Genomic DNA, 15,856 nt, shown 5'->3' with positions numbered 1-15,856 from the left:
GCGGCCCTACTTCTCGTCCTTGGCGCGCAGCGCGTAGCCCACCCCGCGCTGGGTGTGGATCAGGTTGGGGCCGAACGGGTCCAGCTTGCGCCGCAGGTAGCTGACGTAGGTCTCCACGATCTGGGACTGTCCCGCGTAGTCCCAGCCCCAGACGTTCTCCAGGAGCTGGGCCCGGGTCAGGACCCGCCCGGCGTTGCCCATCAGATAGGCGAGCAGCCGGAACTCGGTGGGGGACAGCTCGACGGGAACGCCGCTGCGGCGCACCGTCCAGGTCCGCTCGTCCAGCTCCAGGTCGGCGACCCGGAGCACCCCGTCCGCCGTGGGCGCGGCGGAGCCGGGCTCGCGCTTGGCGCGGCGCAGCAGGGCGCGCACCCGGGCGATCAGGGCCTCGACCGAGAAGGGCTTGGTGACGTAGTCGTCGCCGCCGAGGGAGAGGCCGGTGACGGTGTCGGAGGGGGTGTCCCGGGCGGTGAGGTAGATGACGGGGACGTCGTCGTCCTCCTCGCGGAGCCGGCGGCAGACGTCGAAGCCGCTGATGTCGGGCAGCAGCACGTCCAGCAGGATCAGGTCCGGCCGCCGGGCCCGGGCGAGGGAGAGCCCCTCACCGCCGGTCCCGGCGGTGCTCACGTCGAACCCGTGGAAGCGCAGCGCGGCCTGGACCAGATCCCGGATGTTGGGCTCGTCGTCGATCACGAGCACGTGCGGTCTCGGCGTGGTCTCTGCGTCCGTCATCGGTTCACCTAGCGGGAAGGCGTCGGGGCATCTGCCCATGGTAGTTCGCACCGGTACGGGGGACGGCGCCTCGTCCGGGGCCGCGCCGCGGCCGCCGCCCGACGCGGGGTGCTCCGCCGGACCCGCGTCCGCGCGGCCGGGGACCGGCCGAAGGGAGAGGCGGGGGCGGACTCCCCATATAACGGACAGATCCTGTGATTCCGCCGGGCAGAGGCTGGGAGAACCCTGGACTCCGCCGCCGGAAGGCGGTCGGGGAAGGATCCCTTGCCCTGCGTTGCCTGTTTGTGACGCAGTGAATTTCGGGAAAATCGTGTGAACCGTGGACCGGGTGTGGTCATCTAACTCAACAGCGACTACGAGCTCCACCGTGTGCCGGGAGTCGTGCACGGCCCTTGGTGCGGAGGACGGCCGCGCCAAGGGCCGCCTCGGTGCCCGGGAACCGCGCACGGCGCGGCGTCGGGCCGTCGCACCGGGGCGTTAGCCTTGCGGTGTGCGATTGGCGACTTGGAATGTGAACAGCGTCCGGGCCCGCGGCGAGCGCGTCGCCGCCTGGCTGGAGCGCAGCGACGTGGACGTCGTCGCGATCCAGGAGACGAAGTGCAAGGCCGAGCAGTTCCCCGAGGCGGTCTTCACCGACCTCGGCTACGAGGTCGCCCACCACGGGCTGTCCCAGTGGAACGGGGTCGCGATCGCCTCGCGGGTCGGGCTCGACGACGTCCGGGTCGGCTTCCCCGGGCAGCCCGGCTGGGGGGACCCCGCGGCGGCCGAGGCCCGCGCGATCGGGGCGGTCTGCGGCGGGGTCCGGGTGTGGAGCCTGTACGTCCCCAACGGCCGCGACGTCCAGGACCCGCACTACGCGTACAAGCTCCAGTGGCTGGACCGGCTCCGCGCGGCGGGGGAGGGCTGGCTCAAGGAGGACCCCGAGGCGCGGATCGCGCTGTGCGGCGACTGGAACGTCGCCCCCCAGGACGACGACGTGTGGGACATGGCCGCGTTCGAGGGCAGCACGCACGTCACGAAACCGGAGCGCGACGCCTTCCAGGCGGTGGTCGACGCCGGCTTCACCGACGTCGCGCGCCCGTACACCCCCGGCCCCGGCGTGTACACCTTCTGGGACTACAAGGCGCTGTCCTTCCCCAAGCGCAAGGGCATGCGCATCGACTTCGTCATGGCCTCCCCGAAGCTGTCCGAACGCGTCACCGGCGCGATGGTCGACCGCGAGGAGCGCAAGGGCAAGGGCGCGTCGGACCACGCCCCCGTCATCGTGGAACTCGGCTGAGACCACTCCGCGCGCGGGACCGGGAACCTGGGTAACGTACCTGGGATGAACCGAGCAGCAGCGCCGCGGATCGCGGTATTCGGCAGTGTCAACATGGACCTCGTGGCCTACGCGGACACCGCGCCCGCCAGCGGCGAGACCGTCCTGGGCCGGGAGTTCCGGCAGGTGCCCGGGGGCAAGGGCGCCAACCAGGCGGTCGCGGCGGCCAGGGCGGGCGCCGACGTCGCCTTCCTCGGCGCGGTCGGCGACGACGCGTTCGGCACCCAGCTGCGCACCAACCTCGTCGACCACGGCATCGAGGTGTCGGGCGTGCGCATGGAGCCCGGGGCCTCGGGGGTGGCGCACATCGTCGTGGACGGCGCCGGAGCCAACTCCATCATCATCGTCCCCGGCGCCAACGACGCCGTCACCGGCCTGCGGGACGGGGACGCCGCGCTGATCGAGGGCAGCGACGCGCTGCTGCTCCAGTTGGAGCTGCCGATGGAGGGCGTCGTCGCCGCGGCCCGCGCGGGGCGCGCGGCGGGCGTGCCCACGGTGCTGACCCCGGCGCCCGCCCGGCCGCTCCCGCCGGAGCTGCTGGAGAACGTGGACCTGGTCGTGCCGAACCAGCACGAGGCGGCGGCGGTCACCGGCCACCGGGACCCCGACCGCGCCCTGGCCGCGCTGCTGGAGCTGGTGCCCGAGGCGGTCGTCACGCTCGGCGGGGACGGCGTGCTGTACGGCCGCCGGGGCGGGGACCCGATCCGGGTCCCGGCCGTGCGGGTCGCGGTGGTGGACACCACCGCGGCCGGGGACACCTTCTGCGGCGCGTTCGCGGTGGCCCGCGCCGAGGGCGGCGACCCCGAGGCGGCCCTGCGCTTCGCGGTGAAGGCGGCGGCCCTGTCCGTCCAGCGCCACGGCGCGAGCACCTCGATGCCGTCCCGGGCGGAGATCGACGCCTTCTGAGCGGGTGAGGGGCGGCTGTGGTGCGACGCTCGAAGCGGAAGGGACAGCCGCCGCGCGGGGTGCTCGGGCTCGGGATCAGCGGGGGTTCGGTCCGGGGCCGCTCCTGGTGCGGAAGTCGGCCCAGGTGACCATGGGGCCGTCGTAGCCGTCGGGGACGGCGGCGAAGACGCCGTGGAGGGGGTCGCCCTCGGCGGGGACGCGGCCCCAGGCGTGGGAGAGCGCGTCGGCGATGAAGAGGCCGCGGCCGCCGGGGCGGTCGGGGTCGGGGGGCTTGACCCGGGCCTCGGTGCGGGCCTGCCCCTGGTCGACGACCTCCAGGTGGACGACGCCGCCGACCAGGGCCACCAGGCTCACGAAGACCAGGCCGCCGGGGCGGCCGGACCGGGTGTGCGTGACGGCGTTGGCGAAGAACTCGCCGGCCACCAGTTCCACCGCGTCGGCGATGTCGGGGAAGGGCCGGAGCAGTGCCCGCGTCCACCAGCGGGCCTCGCGGCACTGGGGGGCCGCGCCGGGGAAGGACCGGCCGTCGCTGAGCAGGGAGACGGGGGCGGGGTCCACGCTCACGCCACCGCCTTCAGGGAGCGGCGGGCGCCGCGCGGCTGGGGGCGGCGGGCGAGGAGACCGGCGGGCGCGTGGGGCCGGGGACCGGTGAGGCGGCGCGCGGCGGCGTCGGGGTGCTCGGCCGCCGCCTGGTCGCGCCTGCCCCAGATGAACCACCAGGCGTCGCCGACCCGGACCGCGACCACCGCCACCCGGCGGCCGTCGCGGACGGTGTAGAGCACGGGGTTGTCGGACCCGCCGAGCGCGACCAGCGCGGTCCCGCCCAGCGCGTGGATCTCGGCCTGAAGCCGGGCGAGCAACAACCGCCGGGCTTCGCCCGGCTGTGGCCGCAGAGCGGCTGAGGGCATGGTTGAAGACATCACAGTCCTCCCAGGAGACGAAGAGTGCTGATTTCGTTGCTTCAAGTAAAGCAGCGCTGCGATGTTGCTGCTAGATCTCTGGGCAATAAATTTTCCTGGCAACGCTGCTCTGGCGGAAGGCAAGGGAGTCGGGAGTTCCGCATCGCTAGGCTCTGCGTGGCGTTCTTGAAACAAGGGAGGACTTGATGGGTGTTGCGAGTCGAGGGCTGGGACGTGAGCTTCGTGCGCTGCGCATGGAGAAGAAACTCAGCATGCGCAACGCTGCGGACAAGCTCGGCTGGCAGTCGTCGAAGATCTCCCGCATCGAGAACGGACAGCAAGGCATCAGCCCGACGGATGCGGCGTCCCTGCTCGCCGTCTACGGAGTAACCGGCCACGAGCGCGAACGCCTGTTGGCGAGGGTGGAGAAAACAGAGGATCTCAGCCTGTTAGAGGTTCGCGGCGGCCTCTCCCGCGAGTCGCACACCCTCATAGAACTCGAAGCGGAAGCCGATCGGATCTTCAACCTCGAACCTCTGTGGCTTCCGGGTCTGCTCCAGACGGCGGACTACACCCGAGCCGTGATGAAGGCGTGCCATGTCCCCGAAGGTGACATCGAAGTCCGGGTGGTAGCTCGCATGGGGCGCCAAACAGTCCTCGGAAAAGAGAACGCGCCAGAAGTCGAGTTCGCGATCGACGAGGGGGCGTTGCGGCGTCCGATCGTCTCCTCGCGGCTCATGAGCCGACAACTCCGGCAGATCTGCGAGACGGCCGAACGAGGCAACGTCACCGTCCGCGTCCTGCCCTTCTCCCTCGGCGGACACAACGGGTTGGACGGTTCACTGGAGATCCTCACCTTCGCCAGGAACAGCCCGATCGTCTATCTGGATCATGGAATCTCGGGCTTCTTCCTGGAGGAGGGGTACCAGGTCGCGTTCTACCAAACAGAGATGGCTAGGCTGAGGGAGATCGCTTTGGGTCCTGAGGAGTCGGTGGACTTCATCGCCGCCATCGCCAAGGATCTCGGCCAGGAATGAGAGAGCGAAGATGAACGCGCCGGCGAGTGACCACGGCAGGTGGCGCAAGAGCTCCTACAGCGGACCGCACGCCAACTGCGTCGAGTGCGCCCCTCTTTCTTCTTCCTTCGTGGTGCGGGACTCCAAGGACCCGGGGGGCGGGCATCTGGTGTTCGCGGCTCCCGAGTGGGCGGCGTTCCTGCTCGCGGTCAAGCGCGCCGGGCTCTAGCCACGGAGGGCCTTCGGCCCACCCCCGTCGATGATCTGGCGTCAGCGTTCCAAGAACCAGGTTTTTAGAACGCTGACGCCAGATCATCGACGGGACCCGCGTGAACGCTGAGAGAGTCGCGTTGAGCCTGTCGGAGTCCGTGGACCTCGTCGCGGCCATCGCCCAGGACAAGGACATGGAACCGGTTGACGTATCGACCGAGCGGAAGCCGGGACGTGCTCACGGCTTCCCCGACGCTCCCGACCACCCGGCCCCACACCACCAGGCGAGCAGGCTCACCCGCGCGAAGGCCTCTCGCAACATCTCCGAACGGTCGGGCTCAAGCTCCGACCGGGTTACCCGGGACATCGAGCCAGACCGTTTGACCGGCAGGGGATACGGTGACGCCGAGCCGGTCACGATCGGGACATCCAGCCTCTTCCCAGGCCCGGTAAGCGTGTTCGACCTCTGCCCACAGGTTGCGCGGCCCGTGGTGACGCATCTCGTAATCAGCCGCACCCGGTTCGTATTCGGCCAACGCCGAGGAGCCGTGCCGGTCATACAGGTAAAGCGTGAACTCTCCCGAGTCGTCTTGTGCGCGAAACAGGGCATAGTACAGATCCGGGACGTTCACCCCGATCACGAACCGCGCGCCGCTGTCCTCCTCGACGAGCACCGCGTTGGGGTCCAAAGTCATCCGGGTTCGGGTCATCGCCTCATCGGCGACCACGAAGTCTCGCCACGGCCCCACCCGCGCCCGCTGATCACGAAGCCACATGAACGCCGCCAGACCCACCACACGCCCTGACGCGGTGCCATCGGTCCCGACCTCCAGACGCAGCAATCGGTGACCGAGATAGTCATTGCCCCACGGGGTCACGATCACCCCGCCGGGCCGAGTCTGCTCCACCCACGCATAAGGCACGTTCTTGGCCGCCACGGTCGCCAACACCCGGTCATAGGGCGCGTAGTCGGGCACGCCCTCAACACCGTCGCCCACAACCACGGTCGGCGACCAGCCCGCGCGTTCCAAATTCGCACGTCCCTGCTCGGCCAAGACCGGATCGATCTCAACCGTGATCACATTCCGCGAGCCCAGCCGCGCCGACAACAGCGCCGTGTTATAGCCCGTGGCCGTGCCGATCTCCAACACCCGCATGTTGTCACCGACCGAGAGTTCTTCCAACATGCGCGCGACCAGGCGAGGCAGGCTCGCTGAACTCGTGGCCGTCTGCCCGCGCCCGTCCGCCCCCGACGGTGCCCCGTCGTCAACCTGTGTGACGATGTGGCGATCCTCATAGATCCAGCGCCACCAGCGGGGATCGTCCCGTGTGACCGGAGACAGCCACCCGTCATCGTCGTTGTCCCACACCAGAGAGGGGATGAACAGGTGACGAGGCACCCGGGTGAAGGCGTCTTTCCACGCCGCGTCCGCCAGAGCGCCCCGCCCCGCCAGTTCACCCACCAGTGACTCAAGCCCGGACGTGTGGTCCGGGAAGGATTCCGTCACCGCTATTTTCCAGTCTTCTCGCCACCGCCGCCATGCGGGCTGGGACTGTCGGAATCCTGCGTCGGCTTCGGGTCGTTGCCCGCGTCAGCGGGTTTGTCCTGGTTCTCGTGCTTTCCCACGCTCTTGACTCCTGTCTGCTACAGGACACTCACCGTAAAAACGGTAACCAGGAAGCCGCAGGCTGTCAGCGGAATCGGCAGATACCGGCCGCTCACGCAGGGAAGATCCGGCGTCCGACGAACACGGGAGCAGCCGGCAATCCCCGCCCCGCGCCACCGGGGCAACGTGTCAACCGGGTGTCAACATGCGACTTCGGAACATTCCGCACCCGACTGAAGCCGGGCGCCTCCGAAAACCCCCGGCAACCAGGCCAGACACCACTACGCCGAACCAGGTCCGACTAGGTCGAACCACGAGGACCTTCTTCCTGGGATTACGGGCACCCTCGCGTCGGTCGAGTGATGTCCGTCTGCGAGGCCTGTCCACGTCAGCCAAGGTCGTCGTCCTCGCTGTAGACCCGGGTGGCGGAGCCGAACCCCTCGTCCGCAACGCGGCGACGACGTTGTGCCCCAGGTTCAGCAGGGCGATGGTGCCCTGGGACTGCTGTCTGACACCGAGCGGCCGGACGTCGTCGTCGGCGGAGCGGTGGTGGAAGAGGAGCTCCACCCGGTCGAGGCTGCGGATCCGGTTGCGGCGGAGGGATTCCGGGGCATCGGCGTACCGCTCCTCGACCTCGGCGATCTCACCCTCGGTCGGACGGTGCCGCTCGATTCCGGCGTCCGGTTCGTGGTCGGCCATCGACGAGCGCACCATGCGCTGCATGAACGAAAGGGCGTCCAGAACGTTGCTCTTGCCGGAGGCGTTCGGACCGAAGATCCCCGCCACGGGGAGCGTGTCGGGCTCCACCGGATCCGTATAGAGCGTGGAGGCCAGGACCGTGGTGGTCTTGACGTTGCTGCCCTGGGACCACGGTTTCAGGGCAGCAACGCCAAGATCATCGACGGGGGCGGGCCAGGGCGGGCCGCTGGATTGTCCCGGTGTCCGAACCTCCCTAGACTCGGACCGAAACCCCGTCCGTATCCCCGTCGCGAGGGTGGCGGCGGGGCCCCGAGGGCTTCCGGAGGGTGAGCGGAGGTTCTGTTTTCCGGTGATGCACGACCGATGACGTGCGGATACGTGCTTCGTCGGGAAGCTCGGGGCGAAAGGCCGGGCACCGATCTTGTGCACCACGCGTCAGGTCCATAAACTCACTTAAAACCAAGGCAAACTGCAAGCGATCACACACGCCGGCCGGATCGGCGGACTCTCGCCGGGCGAGGGGGCCGCGGGCCGGCGGTCGGAGTGCCCGGCTGCCGCTCCCCCGTGCGGCTCCGGTGGCCGAATACAGGGTGCTTCGGTAAAGAAACGGGGTCGAATTCGAGTCGGTTCGGCTTTATTCCTCCGAATGGCGCGGCGTTCGGCTGCCGGGTTGTGTGCGTTATTCGGATACGCTGGCCGCTGCGCCTCCCCGCCCGCCCTCCGGGATGGGGGTGGAATGAGGTGCGAAAATAAGCGGGATGACGGTCAAATATATGCTCTGATCAGCTGAAACGCCTTTGGCTTCAGGTGTTCCGAGGGTTGTTCATGTCACGTTCACGGTTGCCTCGCTTTCTGTTGCCGGGCCCCGGTGTACAAGGGTGAATGCTCCGGCCAGGCCTTTTCTGAATGGTTGTCAAGTGGCTTTGGTGCCCTTACTATTACGGTGCCGGGGTTGGGATGCCCCAGCCCGGTCCGAAACGAAAGGCGGCACCCGGTGCCGCCCGGCGCGGGACTCCGCGCCTTTCTCTGTCCGCAGTGCGATACCTGCCCGGGTGTGATCGGGGTGGTGAGATGAGGACGGCCAGAGCCCTGGGGGCGTTGGTCGGCTGCGGGACGGTACTCGTACTGCTCGCCGGCTGCGCGGACGACTCCGGACCCCAAGCGGTCGCAGTGCCGGAGACCTCCGCGACGGAGACGGCCACGGCGGCCGAGGACGCGGTGCTCGCGGCCTACAACGACATGTGGGCGACGGTCGTCGACGCCTCGCACGCCGGCGACACCGCCCCGCCCGACCTCGAACGCTACGCCACCGGGGGAGCCCTGGAGCTGATGCACCAGGCCCTCGCGGGGGTGGGCGCCGAGGGCGGGCAGATGAGCGGCGAACCGGTGCTGGACCCCGTGGTCACCGAGGTGGAGCAGGGGGTCGCGCGGATCACCGACTGCGTCGACGACTCCGGTTGGAGCGCGGCGGGAACCGCCGGCCAGGGCGGGGCGGGTCGCCTCGTCGAGGCGGGCGTCAGCCATGACGGGCTCGTGTGGCGCGTCTCCGAGTTGCGAATCTGGGAGCCAGGAACGTGTTGAGACGAACAGGCGCGACCACGCTGGTGGTCGCCGCGATCGCGCTGGGCGTGGCGCCTCCCGCCCACGCCGAGCCCCCCTCCTTCCTCGGCAGCGTCGAGTGCGGGAGCTCCGGCGGTGGCGGCTGCGCGGTCATGATCGAGTGGTGGCTGAAGAACAACGGCGGCGGCGGGACCGGCGGGTCCGGAAGCGGCGGGACCGACGCGCCCTCGGGCGGCAGCGAGTGGGACTCGGTCGACTGGGACGCCGTCGACTGGGACGCCGTGGACTGGGAATCGGTCGACTGGGACGCCATCGACTGGGAGTCCATCGACTACGACGGGACCGACGGCGAGGACGAGGTCGACCCCGAGACCCTGGCCGGGGAGGCCATGGCCTCCCTGAACATCCCGGCCCCGGACATCGCCACCTCGCCGGGCGTCGACTCCCAGATCCTCGTGCACACGCCCGTGTGGCTGTGGCTCGAACCGGACGGCTGGGAGGCCGAGAGCGCGGTCGCGGCGGACGAGGGCTTCTCCGCCGAGGTCACCGCGGCCCCCGTGCGGACGAAGTGGACGCTGGGCGACGGCACCGAGATCGTCTGCGAGGGTCCGGGCACCCCCTACGACCCGGCGGCGCACGACCCGGCCTCGGAGTCCCCCGACTGCGGGCACGTCTACACCCGCTCCTCGGACGCCGAGCCCGGCGGCGCTTTCCCGGTCAAGGCCGAGGTCACCTGGGACATCGGCTGGAACTTCTCCGACGGCCAGAACGGGACGCTGGGTCCCGTCGTCGTGGCGTCGGAGGTCGAACTTACGGTCAAGGAGGCCCAGAGCCTGGTGACCGGCGTGGGTCAGGGATAGGACGGAAGAGACCGTGGTTGAGACAGCGACGACCGGAGCGAACCGGACCGCCAAGGGCGGCACGCCACCGGTCCGGCTGCTGGGGAACGGCCCGCGGCGATGGCGCTGGCTCGGATTCGGCGTGGCACTGATGGCGGCGGGCGGGCTCATCGCGGCCACCGCCGCCGACCAGCTCGACGACCGCCAGGGGGTGCTGGTCGCCGGTGGCGACCTGCCCGCCGGGCACGTGGTGACGGCGGGCGACCTCCAGGTCACCGAACTCGCCGGGACGCAGGGCCTGTCGGTCGTCTTCGACGACCGGCTGGAGGAGGTCATCGGCCAGACGCTCACCCTCCCGGTGGCAGAAGGCAGCGTGCTGCCCGAGACCGCGCTGGGCACGGACTCGGCGTACCCGGTGACCGGGCAGGCGGTCGTGGGCGCCTCGCTGGCGCCGGGCCGCTTCCCGACCTCCCTGGAGCCGGGGGCGAGGGTCTCGGTCGTGGTCCTCGGATCGCAGAACGCGGGCGGCAACGCCGGCGGCAACGCGGGCGGGGCCGGAGGAGGGGCCACGACCCCGGGCGTCCAGGCGTACGCGGCCCACCTCCAGTCCTTCGAGCCCGGGACCGCCGACGGCCCCGCGGTCGTGGAGCTCGTGGTCAGCGCCGCGGACGCGGCCCAGGTCGCCTCCGCGGCGGCCTCCGAGAACATCACCGTGGTCCAGGTCTCCCCGCAGGACGGTGGCCAGTGACGCGGACGGTAGCGCTCTTCTCCCTGGGCGGCGCCCCCGGTGTGACGACGCTGTCCATGGCCCTGGCGTCGGTGTGGCCCGGCGAGGCGGGCGCCGTGCTGGTCGAGGCCGACGCCTCCGGTGGCGACATCGCCACCAGGTACCGTCTGCACGCGTCACCGGCGCTCATCGACCTCGCCGCGGCCGCGCGCCGCGGCCCGGCCGAGAACGGCGGCGCCACCGGCGGACCGCTCGCGCACTCCCAGGCGCTGCCCGGCGGGCTCCCGGTCTGCGCCGCGCCCACCACGGCCGACCGGGCCAACGGGGCGGTGGAGCTGCTCGCCCAGAACCCCGGGATCCTCGGGGCCGACCAGGCCCCGGCGGTCGTCGTCGACCTGGGCCGGCTCGCGCCCCGCTCCCCGGCGGCCCGCCTGGCCATGGCCGCCGACGTCGTGGTCCTCGTGGTCCAGGACGACCTCGCGCAGCTGCGCAGGGTCAAGGACTCGGCCGCCGCGTTCCGCGAGGCGTTCCGGGACCTCCGGGTCGTCGTCAGGACCGGCGCGGACTCCACGTCGGAGATCGCCGAGGCCACCGGCCTGCCCGTCGCGGAGCGGATCGGCCGCGACGACAAGGCCGCGGCCTTCCTCCGGGGTGAGCGCAACGACCGGCGCCCGCACAAGCGCCCGCTGTTCAAGACCGCGGCCGTGCTGGCGCGGCGGCTCGCCGAGGAGACCGCACCGATCCCGGCACCGGACACCCGACCGGTGGGGGTCCAGTCATGACCGAGTCCGACCCCTCCTCCTTCTACGAGGACCCGGGCCGCGTCGTCGACCCCGGCCACCTGAGGGTGGTCGGCGAGTGGACCGAGTGGGTGGCCGCCGAGACCACCCGCCGCCTGAGCGAGGCGATGCGCGACGGGACCGACGACTCCAGCCAGGAGTACCGCAGGCGCGCCGAGCGGACCATCGCCCGGATCCTGGACGAGGCGGCCAGCGACGCCCTGGCCTCGGGGCGCCCGGTGCTGGACTCGGCCACCGAGGCCGCCATCTCCCGGCGCGTTCTGGCCCAGGTGAGCGGGCTCGGCCCGCTGCAACCCCTGCTGGACGACCCCGACATCGAGAACATCAACTGCAACGGGACCCGCGTCTGGGTCCGCTACGCCGACGGCAGGCGCGAGCAGCGCACCGACGTGTTCAACGACCCGGCCGAGCTGATCGCCCTGGTCCGACGGGTCGCCGCCGAGTCCACGACGGGCGAGCGGCGCTTCGACCCCGGCGCGCCCATCCTGGACATGCAGCTGCCCGGCGGGGAGCGGCTGAACGCCGTCATGGAGGTCGCGCGCGAGCCGTCCGTCTCCATCCGCCGCCACCGCTACAGCACCACCAGCCTGGAGCAGCTCCAGGACCTGGGCACGCTCGACACCGTCCTGGTCGCGCTGCTGCGCGCGGCGGTGCGCTCGCGGCGCAACATGGTCATCACCGGCGGCACCGGCGCGGGCAAGACGACTCTGCTGCGCGCGATCGCGTCGGAGATCCCCCCGCACGAGCGCCTGGTCACCATCGAGGACGTCTTCGAGCTCGGCCTGGACAAGGGCGACGCGCACCCCGACTGCGTCGCGCTCCAGGCGCGCCCCGCCAACATCGAGGGGACCGGCCAGATCACCATCGCCGACCTCGTCCGCACCGCGCTGCGCATGTCGCCCGACCGCGTCATCGTCGGCGAGACGCGCGGCCACGAGACGGTCCCGCTGCTCAACGCGATGAGCCAGGGCAACGACGGCAGCCTCACCACCCTGCACGCCAGCGACTCGTCCGGCGCCTTCACCAAGTTCGGCGCCTACGCCGCGCAGTCCGCCGAGCGGCTGCCGCTGGAGGCCACCGCCGCGCTGGTGGCCTCGGCGGTGCACCTCGTGGTGCACGTCTCGGCCACCCCCAACGGCAACCGCATGGTGACGAGCGTGCGCGAGGTCGTCGGAGCGGAGGACCAGCGCGTGGTCTCCAACGAGGTCTACCGGCGCCGCCCCAACGGCGAGGTGCTGCCGTCGGCGCCGCCCAGCCCCGACACCATCGACGCGCTCGCCGAGGCGGGCTTCGACATCGCGCTGCTGCGCGGCGGCGCCGGCGTGGGCGGGTGGTCGGCGTGATTCCGCTGATCGTCACCGCCGCGGGCGGGGTCGCCGTCGGGGCGGGGATCTGGCTCGTGCTGGCCGTCCTCGCCGACCCCCAGGCGGGGAAGAGGGTGCGCAGGCTGCGCTCCGCCCCGTTCGAGCGGGGGCGCCCCCTCCGGCTCGTGCTCGCGGTCGCGGGCGGGATCCTGGTCTGGCTGGTCACCGGGTGGCCGGTCGCGGGGATCCTCGCCGGGGTGGGCGGCTGGTGGCTGCCCGTCCTGCTCGGGCCCGATCGCCACCACCAGAAGCAGGTCGACAAGATCGAGGCCGTCGCGGCGTGGACGGAGATGCTGCGCGACCTGATGGCGGGCTCCTCGGGCCTGCACCAGGCCATCACCGCGACGCTGCCCATCGCGCCCGAGCCGATCAGCGCCGACGTGGCCCGGCTCGCCGAGCGGATGCGCTCGGGCGGCTCCCCCCACGCGGCGCTGGAGGCGTTCGCCGACGACGTCGACAACCCCACCGCCGACCTGGTCGCCGCCGCGCTGAGCAGCGCGGCCAACCGGCACGCGGCCGACCTCGGCACCCTGCTCGGCACCCTGGCCGAGGCCGCGCGCGACCAGGCGAGCATGCTGGTCCGGCTGGCGGCCAGCCGGGCGCGCATGCGCACCTCCACCCGCATCATCATCGCGGTCACCCTCGGGATGGCGGTGTTCCTGCTGATGTTCAGCCCCGACTACATGGCGCCCTTCGACGGCTTCGTCGGCCAGCTGGTGCTGGCCGTGATCGGCGGCCTGTGGGCGCTGGCCCTGGTCTGGCTGACCCGGATGTCGCGTCCCAAGCTCGGCCCGCGCGTGCTCGCGCCCGGGCCCGTACCGGAAGGCGGGGCCGCGTGACCCAGAGCGACCTGCTGTTCGTGGCCCTCGGTGGCGTCGCCGTCGGCATCGGGGCCTGGCTGGTCCTGGCGGTGCGGTTCGCCCGCCCGAGCCTCGCCGAGCGGCTGTCCGACCCGCCCCCGCCGCGCGCGGCGCGCGTCGCGACCCCGGACGAGGGGTTCACGGCGCGCCTGGGCACCCTCGGCGTCCCGGTGCTGTCCACGCTGGGGCTGCCCGGCCCCAAGGTCCTGCGCGACCTGGCGGTGTGCGAGCGCGACGCCGAGCGCTACCTGGCGGAGAAGTTCACCGTCCTGCTGCTGGGCATTGTGGCGCCTCCGTTCATCGGCACGCTGATGGCGCTCGCCGGGGTCAATCTGCCCCCCCTGGTGGCGCTGGGCGGGTGGGTCCTGTTCGCGCTGGTCCTGTGGTTCGCGCCCGACTCGTCGCTGCGGGACGAGGCGAACAAGCGCCGCAAGTTGATGCGGCACGCCCTCGCCGGGTTCTCGGACCTGGTGGTGGTCGCCCTGGCGGGCGGCGCGGGCGTGAACGGCGCGCTCACCGACGCCACCGCCACCAGCACCAGCTGGGCGATGACTCGCATCAGGACCGCCCTGCGCGGCGCCGCGCTGGACCGTAGGCCGCCGTGGGCGGCGCTGCGCGAGCTCGGCGACCGCTACGACGTGCCCGAGTTCGCCGAGCTCTCGGCCAGCCTGCAGCTGGCCGGGTCCGACGGCGCGCGGGTGCGCGGCTCCCTCGCGGCCAAGGCCAGGACGCTGCGCACGCAGCACCTGGCCGAGATGGACGCCGAGGCCCAGTCCGCCACCGAGAAGATGAGCCTGCCCGTGGTGCTGCTCTTCGCGGGCTTCCTCGTCATGCTGGGCTACCCGGCCCTCTCCCTCGTCATGACCGGTCTCTAGACCCCCAACCTAAGGAGAAAACCAGTGAACAGAATCCGCGCCTTCCTCCGCTCCCGCCGCCCCAACGGGCACGACGGCGGCTACTCCACCGAGACGGTCGTCGTCATCGCGGCGCTGGTCGGTATGGCCATTGGCGTGGTGGGGATCATTGCCGGCAACGTGGAGGCGGCGGCCAGCGCCATCTCCTTCAGTGTCGGCGGCGAATAGCCCGATGCGACCCGACATCCCGCGCGACGACCGAGGCAGCACCACCGAGCTGGTCATCGCGACCCCGCTGATGATGTTCCTGGTGCTGCTCGTGGTGCAGGTCGCGATGTGGATGCACGGCAACAACGTGGCCTCCGCCATCGCGCAGCAGACGATCGACGCGGCGCGGACGGTGGAGGCCACCGGTGAGGGGGGAATCGCCGACGAGCTCGGCGGTTCCATCCTCGCCAACCGCAGCGTCACGGTGAGCACCGGCGCGACCACCGTCAACGTCGTCGTGGAGGCAGAGGTGCCCAGCATCCTCCCCGGCTTCACCTGGCCGGTCCGGCACGAGCTGTCCGCCCCGGTGGAGCGCTTCGTCCCGCCGACCCCGGTCGGAGCCCAGCCGTGACCCGGGGCCGGACCGAGCGCGGGTCCGCCTCCGTGGAGCTGACCCTGGTCGCGCCGCTGCTCATCGCGTTCGCGCTGCTGATGGTGCTGGCCGGGCGGGTCGTCGGCGCGCAGAGCACCGCCGACGAGATCGCGCACGCCGCCGCGCGCGCGGCCTCCATGGAGCGGACCGCGCCGCAGGCCCAGGCCGCCGCCGACCAGGTCGCGGGCGAGGCGCTGAGCAGCCACGGGCTGGTCTGCGCGGACTACACCCTGGCCCTGAACCACGGCGGGCTGCAGCCCGGCGGCGCGGTCACCGCCGTGCTCAGCTGCCACATCGACCTCGGCGACCTGTCGGGGCTGAACGTGCCCGGCACCCGCACGGTGCAGGGCGAGTCCACCGTCGTCGTCGACACCTACCGGGGGACGCCGTGAGACGCGACCGCATCCGCGCGCGGAACCGCAGGCGCGGGGAGGACAGCGGCCAGGTCACCGCCTTCGTCGTCGTCATGGCGTCGGCGTTCATCCTGTGCCTGGCCCTGGTCATCGAAGGCGGCGGCGCGCTGCGGGCCAAGAACAACGCCATGACCATCGCGCAGGAGGCCGCGCGGGTCGGGGCCCAGCAGCTCGACTGGGCCGCCTACCGGTCCGGTACCGTTCAGATCGACGCCGCAGCCGCCAGCCAGGCGGCGCAGGGCTTCCTCTCGACCTCCGGGGCCACCGGAACGGTCACCGTGAACGGCGACACGGTCACGGTCACCGCGTCGCTCTCCTACGACTCCGCCATGCTGCCGATGGGCAACACGGTCGACGGCACCGCCAGTGCCCGTCCCTACACTGAACCGACCACCTAGCCCTAGCGTCCTGT

Annotated in this window: 20 protein-coding genes; 15 read left to right on the top strand and 5 right to left on the bottom strand. The window is 71.6% G+C overall.

Annotation, left to right across the window (positions count from 1 at the left end; all coding sequences use genetic code 11):
- Positions 1–6: 6 nt before the first annotated feature.
- Entirely contained in the window at positions 7–732 is a 726-nt protein-coding gene (locus EV190_RS02185) for a response regulator transcription factor (RefSeq protein WP_133739686.1), read from the bottom strand.
- A gap of 490 nt (positions 733–1,222) precedes the next feature.
- Here EV190_RS02185 and EV190_RS02180 point away from each other — a divergent pair, with 490 nt between their 5' ends.
- Positions 1,223–2,011, top strand: a complete 789-nt coding sequence (locus tag EV190_RS02180) for an exodeoxyribonuclease III (protein WP_133739685.1) — start codon at positions 1,223–1,225, stop codon at positions 2,009–2,011.
- Between the two features lie 45 nt (positions 2,012–2,056).
- Positions 2,057–2,956 (top strand): ribokinase, encoded by a 900-nt coding sequence (gene rbsK, locus EV190_RS02175; protein WP_133739684.1) that lies wholly within the window; start codon positions 2,057–2,059, stop codon positions 2,954–2,956.
- A gap of 75 nt (positions 2,957–3,031) precedes the next feature.
- On the opposite strand, the gene EV190_RS02170 is transcribed toward rbsK, so the two are convergent.
- Both EV190_RS02170 and EV190_RS02165 read right to left on the bottom strand, forming a co-directional pair.
- The gene (locus EV190_RS02170) at positions 3,032–3,520 is read right to left on the bottom strand and encodes an ATP-binding protein (protein ID WP_133739683.1); all 489 of its coding nucleotides are present in this window, start codon (positions 3,518–3,520) and stop codon (positions 3,032–3,034) included.
- Positions 3,517–3,864, bottom strand: coding sequence for a hypothetical protein (locus EV190_RS02165; RefSeq protein WP_133739682.1), 348 nt, complete (start codon positions 3,862–3,864; stop codon positions 3,517–3,519). The genes EV190_RS02170 and EV190_RS02165 overlap by 4 nt, the downstream gene beginning before the upstream one ends.
- A 197-nt stretch (positions 3,865–4,061) precedes the next feature.
- Here EV190_RS02165 and EV190_RS02160 point away from each other — a divergent pair, with 197 nt between their 5' ends.
- Both EV190_RS02160 and EV190_RS02155 read left to right on the top strand, forming a co-directional pair.
- A complete protein-coding gene (locus EV190_RS02160; RefSeq protein ID WP_133739681.1) occupies positions 4,062–4,892 on the top strand; it encodes a helix-turn-helix domain-containing protein in 831 nt (276 codons plus the stop codon).
- Positions 4,893–4,902: 10 nt separating this feature from the next.
- Positions 4,903–5,100 (top strand): DUF397 domain-containing protein, encoded by a 198-nt coding sequence (locus EV190_RS02155; RefSeq protein WP_133739680.1) that lies wholly within the window; start codon positions 4,903–4,905, stop codon positions 5,098–5,100.
- Between the two features lie 319 nt (positions 5,101–5,419).
- Here the strand turns inward: EV190_RS02155 and EV190_RS02150 are convergent, their stop codons facing one another.
- Both EV190_RS02150 and EV190_RS02145 read right to left on the bottom strand, forming a co-directional pair.
- Complete coding sequence (locus tag EV190_RS02150) at positions 5,420–6,589, bottom strand: methyltransferase domain-containing protein (RefSeq protein WP_243742282.1); 1,170 nt, start codon at positions 6,587–6,589, stop codon at positions 5,420–5,422.
- A gap of 288 nt (positions 6,590–6,877) precedes the next feature.
- Positions 6,878–7,495, bottom strand: a complete 618-nt coding sequence (locus EV190_RS02145; RefSeq protein WP_243742281.1) for an AAA family ATPase — start codon at positions 7,493–7,495, stop codon at positions 6,878–6,880.
- 963 nt (positions 7,496–8,458) lie between these two features.
- Here EV190_RS02145 and EV190_RS02140 point away from each other — a divergent pair.
- From EV190_RS02140 to EV190_RS02090, 11 genes are read left to right on the top strand one after another with little or no spacing between them, the layout of a single operon-like run.
- Entirely contained in the window at positions 8,459–8,968 is a 510-nt protein-coding gene (locus EV190_RS02140) for a hypothetical protein (RefSeq protein ID WP_133739679.1), read from the top strand.
- The gene (locus tag EV190_RS02135) at positions 8,962–9,807 is read left to right on the top strand and encodes a hypothetical protein (protein WP_133739678.1); all 846 of its coding nucleotides are present in this window, start codon (positions 8,962–8,964) and stop codon (positions 9,805–9,807) included. Before EV190_RS02140 ends, EV190_RS02135 begins: the two co-directional genes overlap by 7 nt.
- 13 nt (positions 9,808–9,820) lie before the next feature.
- Entirely contained in the window at positions 9,821–10,534 is a 714-nt protein-coding gene (locus EV190_RS02130) for an SAF domain-containing protein (RefSeq protein ID WP_243742280.1), read from the top strand.
- Positions 10,531–11,295: a hypothetical protein gene (locus EV190_RS02125; protein ID WP_133739677.1), complete on the top strand. Its 765-nt coding sequence runs from the start codon at positions 10,531–10,533 to the stop codon at positions 11,293–11,295. Before EV190_RS02130 ends, EV190_RS02125 begins: the two co-directional genes overlap by 4 nt.
- Positions 11,292–12,656: a CpaF family protein gene (locus EV190_RS02120; RefSeq protein WP_133739676.1), complete on the top strand. Its 1,365-nt coding sequence runs from the start codon at positions 11,292–11,294 to the stop codon at positions 12,654–12,656. The genes EV190_RS02125 and EV190_RS02120 overlap by 4 nt, the downstream gene beginning before the upstream one ends.
- Positions 12,653–13,516, top strand: a complete 864-nt coding sequence (locus EV190_RS02115; RefSeq protein WP_133740124.1) for a type II secretion system F family protein — start codon at positions 12,653–12,655, stop codon at positions 13,514–13,516. Before EV190_RS02120 ends, EV190_RS02115 begins: the two co-directional genes overlap by 4 nt.
- The gene (locus tag EV190_RS02110; RefSeq protein WP_243742279.1) at positions 13,513–14,412 is read left to right on the top strand and encodes a type II secretion system F family protein; all 900 of its coding nucleotides are present in this window, start codon (positions 13,513–13,515) and stop codon (positions 14,410–14,412) included. The genes EV190_RS02115 and EV190_RS02110 overlap by 4 nt, the downstream gene beginning before the upstream one ends.
- Before the next feature lie 24 nt (positions 14,413–14,436).
- Entirely contained in the window at positions 14,437–14,619 is a 183-nt protein-coding gene (locus EV190_RS02105; RefSeq protein ID WP_133739675.1) for a hypothetical protein, read from the top strand.
- Between the two features lie 4 nt (positions 14,620–14,623).
- On the top strand, positions 14,624–15,010 hold the full coding sequence (locus EV190_RS02100) for a TadE/TadG family type IV pilus assembly protein (RefSeq protein ID WP_208112989.1): 387 nt from the start codon (positions 14,624–14,626) through the stop codon (positions 15,008–15,010).
- Positions 15,007–15,423: a TadE family protein gene (locus EV190_RS02095; protein WP_243742278.1), complete on the top strand. Its 417-nt coding sequence runs from the start codon at positions 15,007–15,009 to the stop codon at positions 15,421–15,423. Before EV190_RS02100 ends, EV190_RS02095 begins: the two co-directional genes overlap by 4 nt.
- Positions 15,420–15,842, top strand: a complete 423-nt coding sequence (locus tag EV190_RS02090; RefSeq protein WP_243742277.1) for a pilus assembly protein TadG-related protein — start codon at positions 15,420–15,422, stop codon at positions 15,840–15,842. The genes EV190_RS02095 and EV190_RS02090 overlap by 4 nt, the downstream gene beginning before the upstream one ends.
- Positions 15,843–15,856: the final 14 nt, after the last annotated feature.

It is taken from the genome of Actinorugispora endophytica (assembly GCF_004363075.1).
GTDB classification, from domain to species: domain Bacteria; phylum Actinomycetota; class Actinomycetes; order Streptosporangiales; family Streptosporangiaceae; genus Actinorugispora; species Actinorugispora endophytica.
Note: the sequence above shows the minus strand (reverse complement) of the source record. Positions and strands in the feature narration are given on the sequence as shown.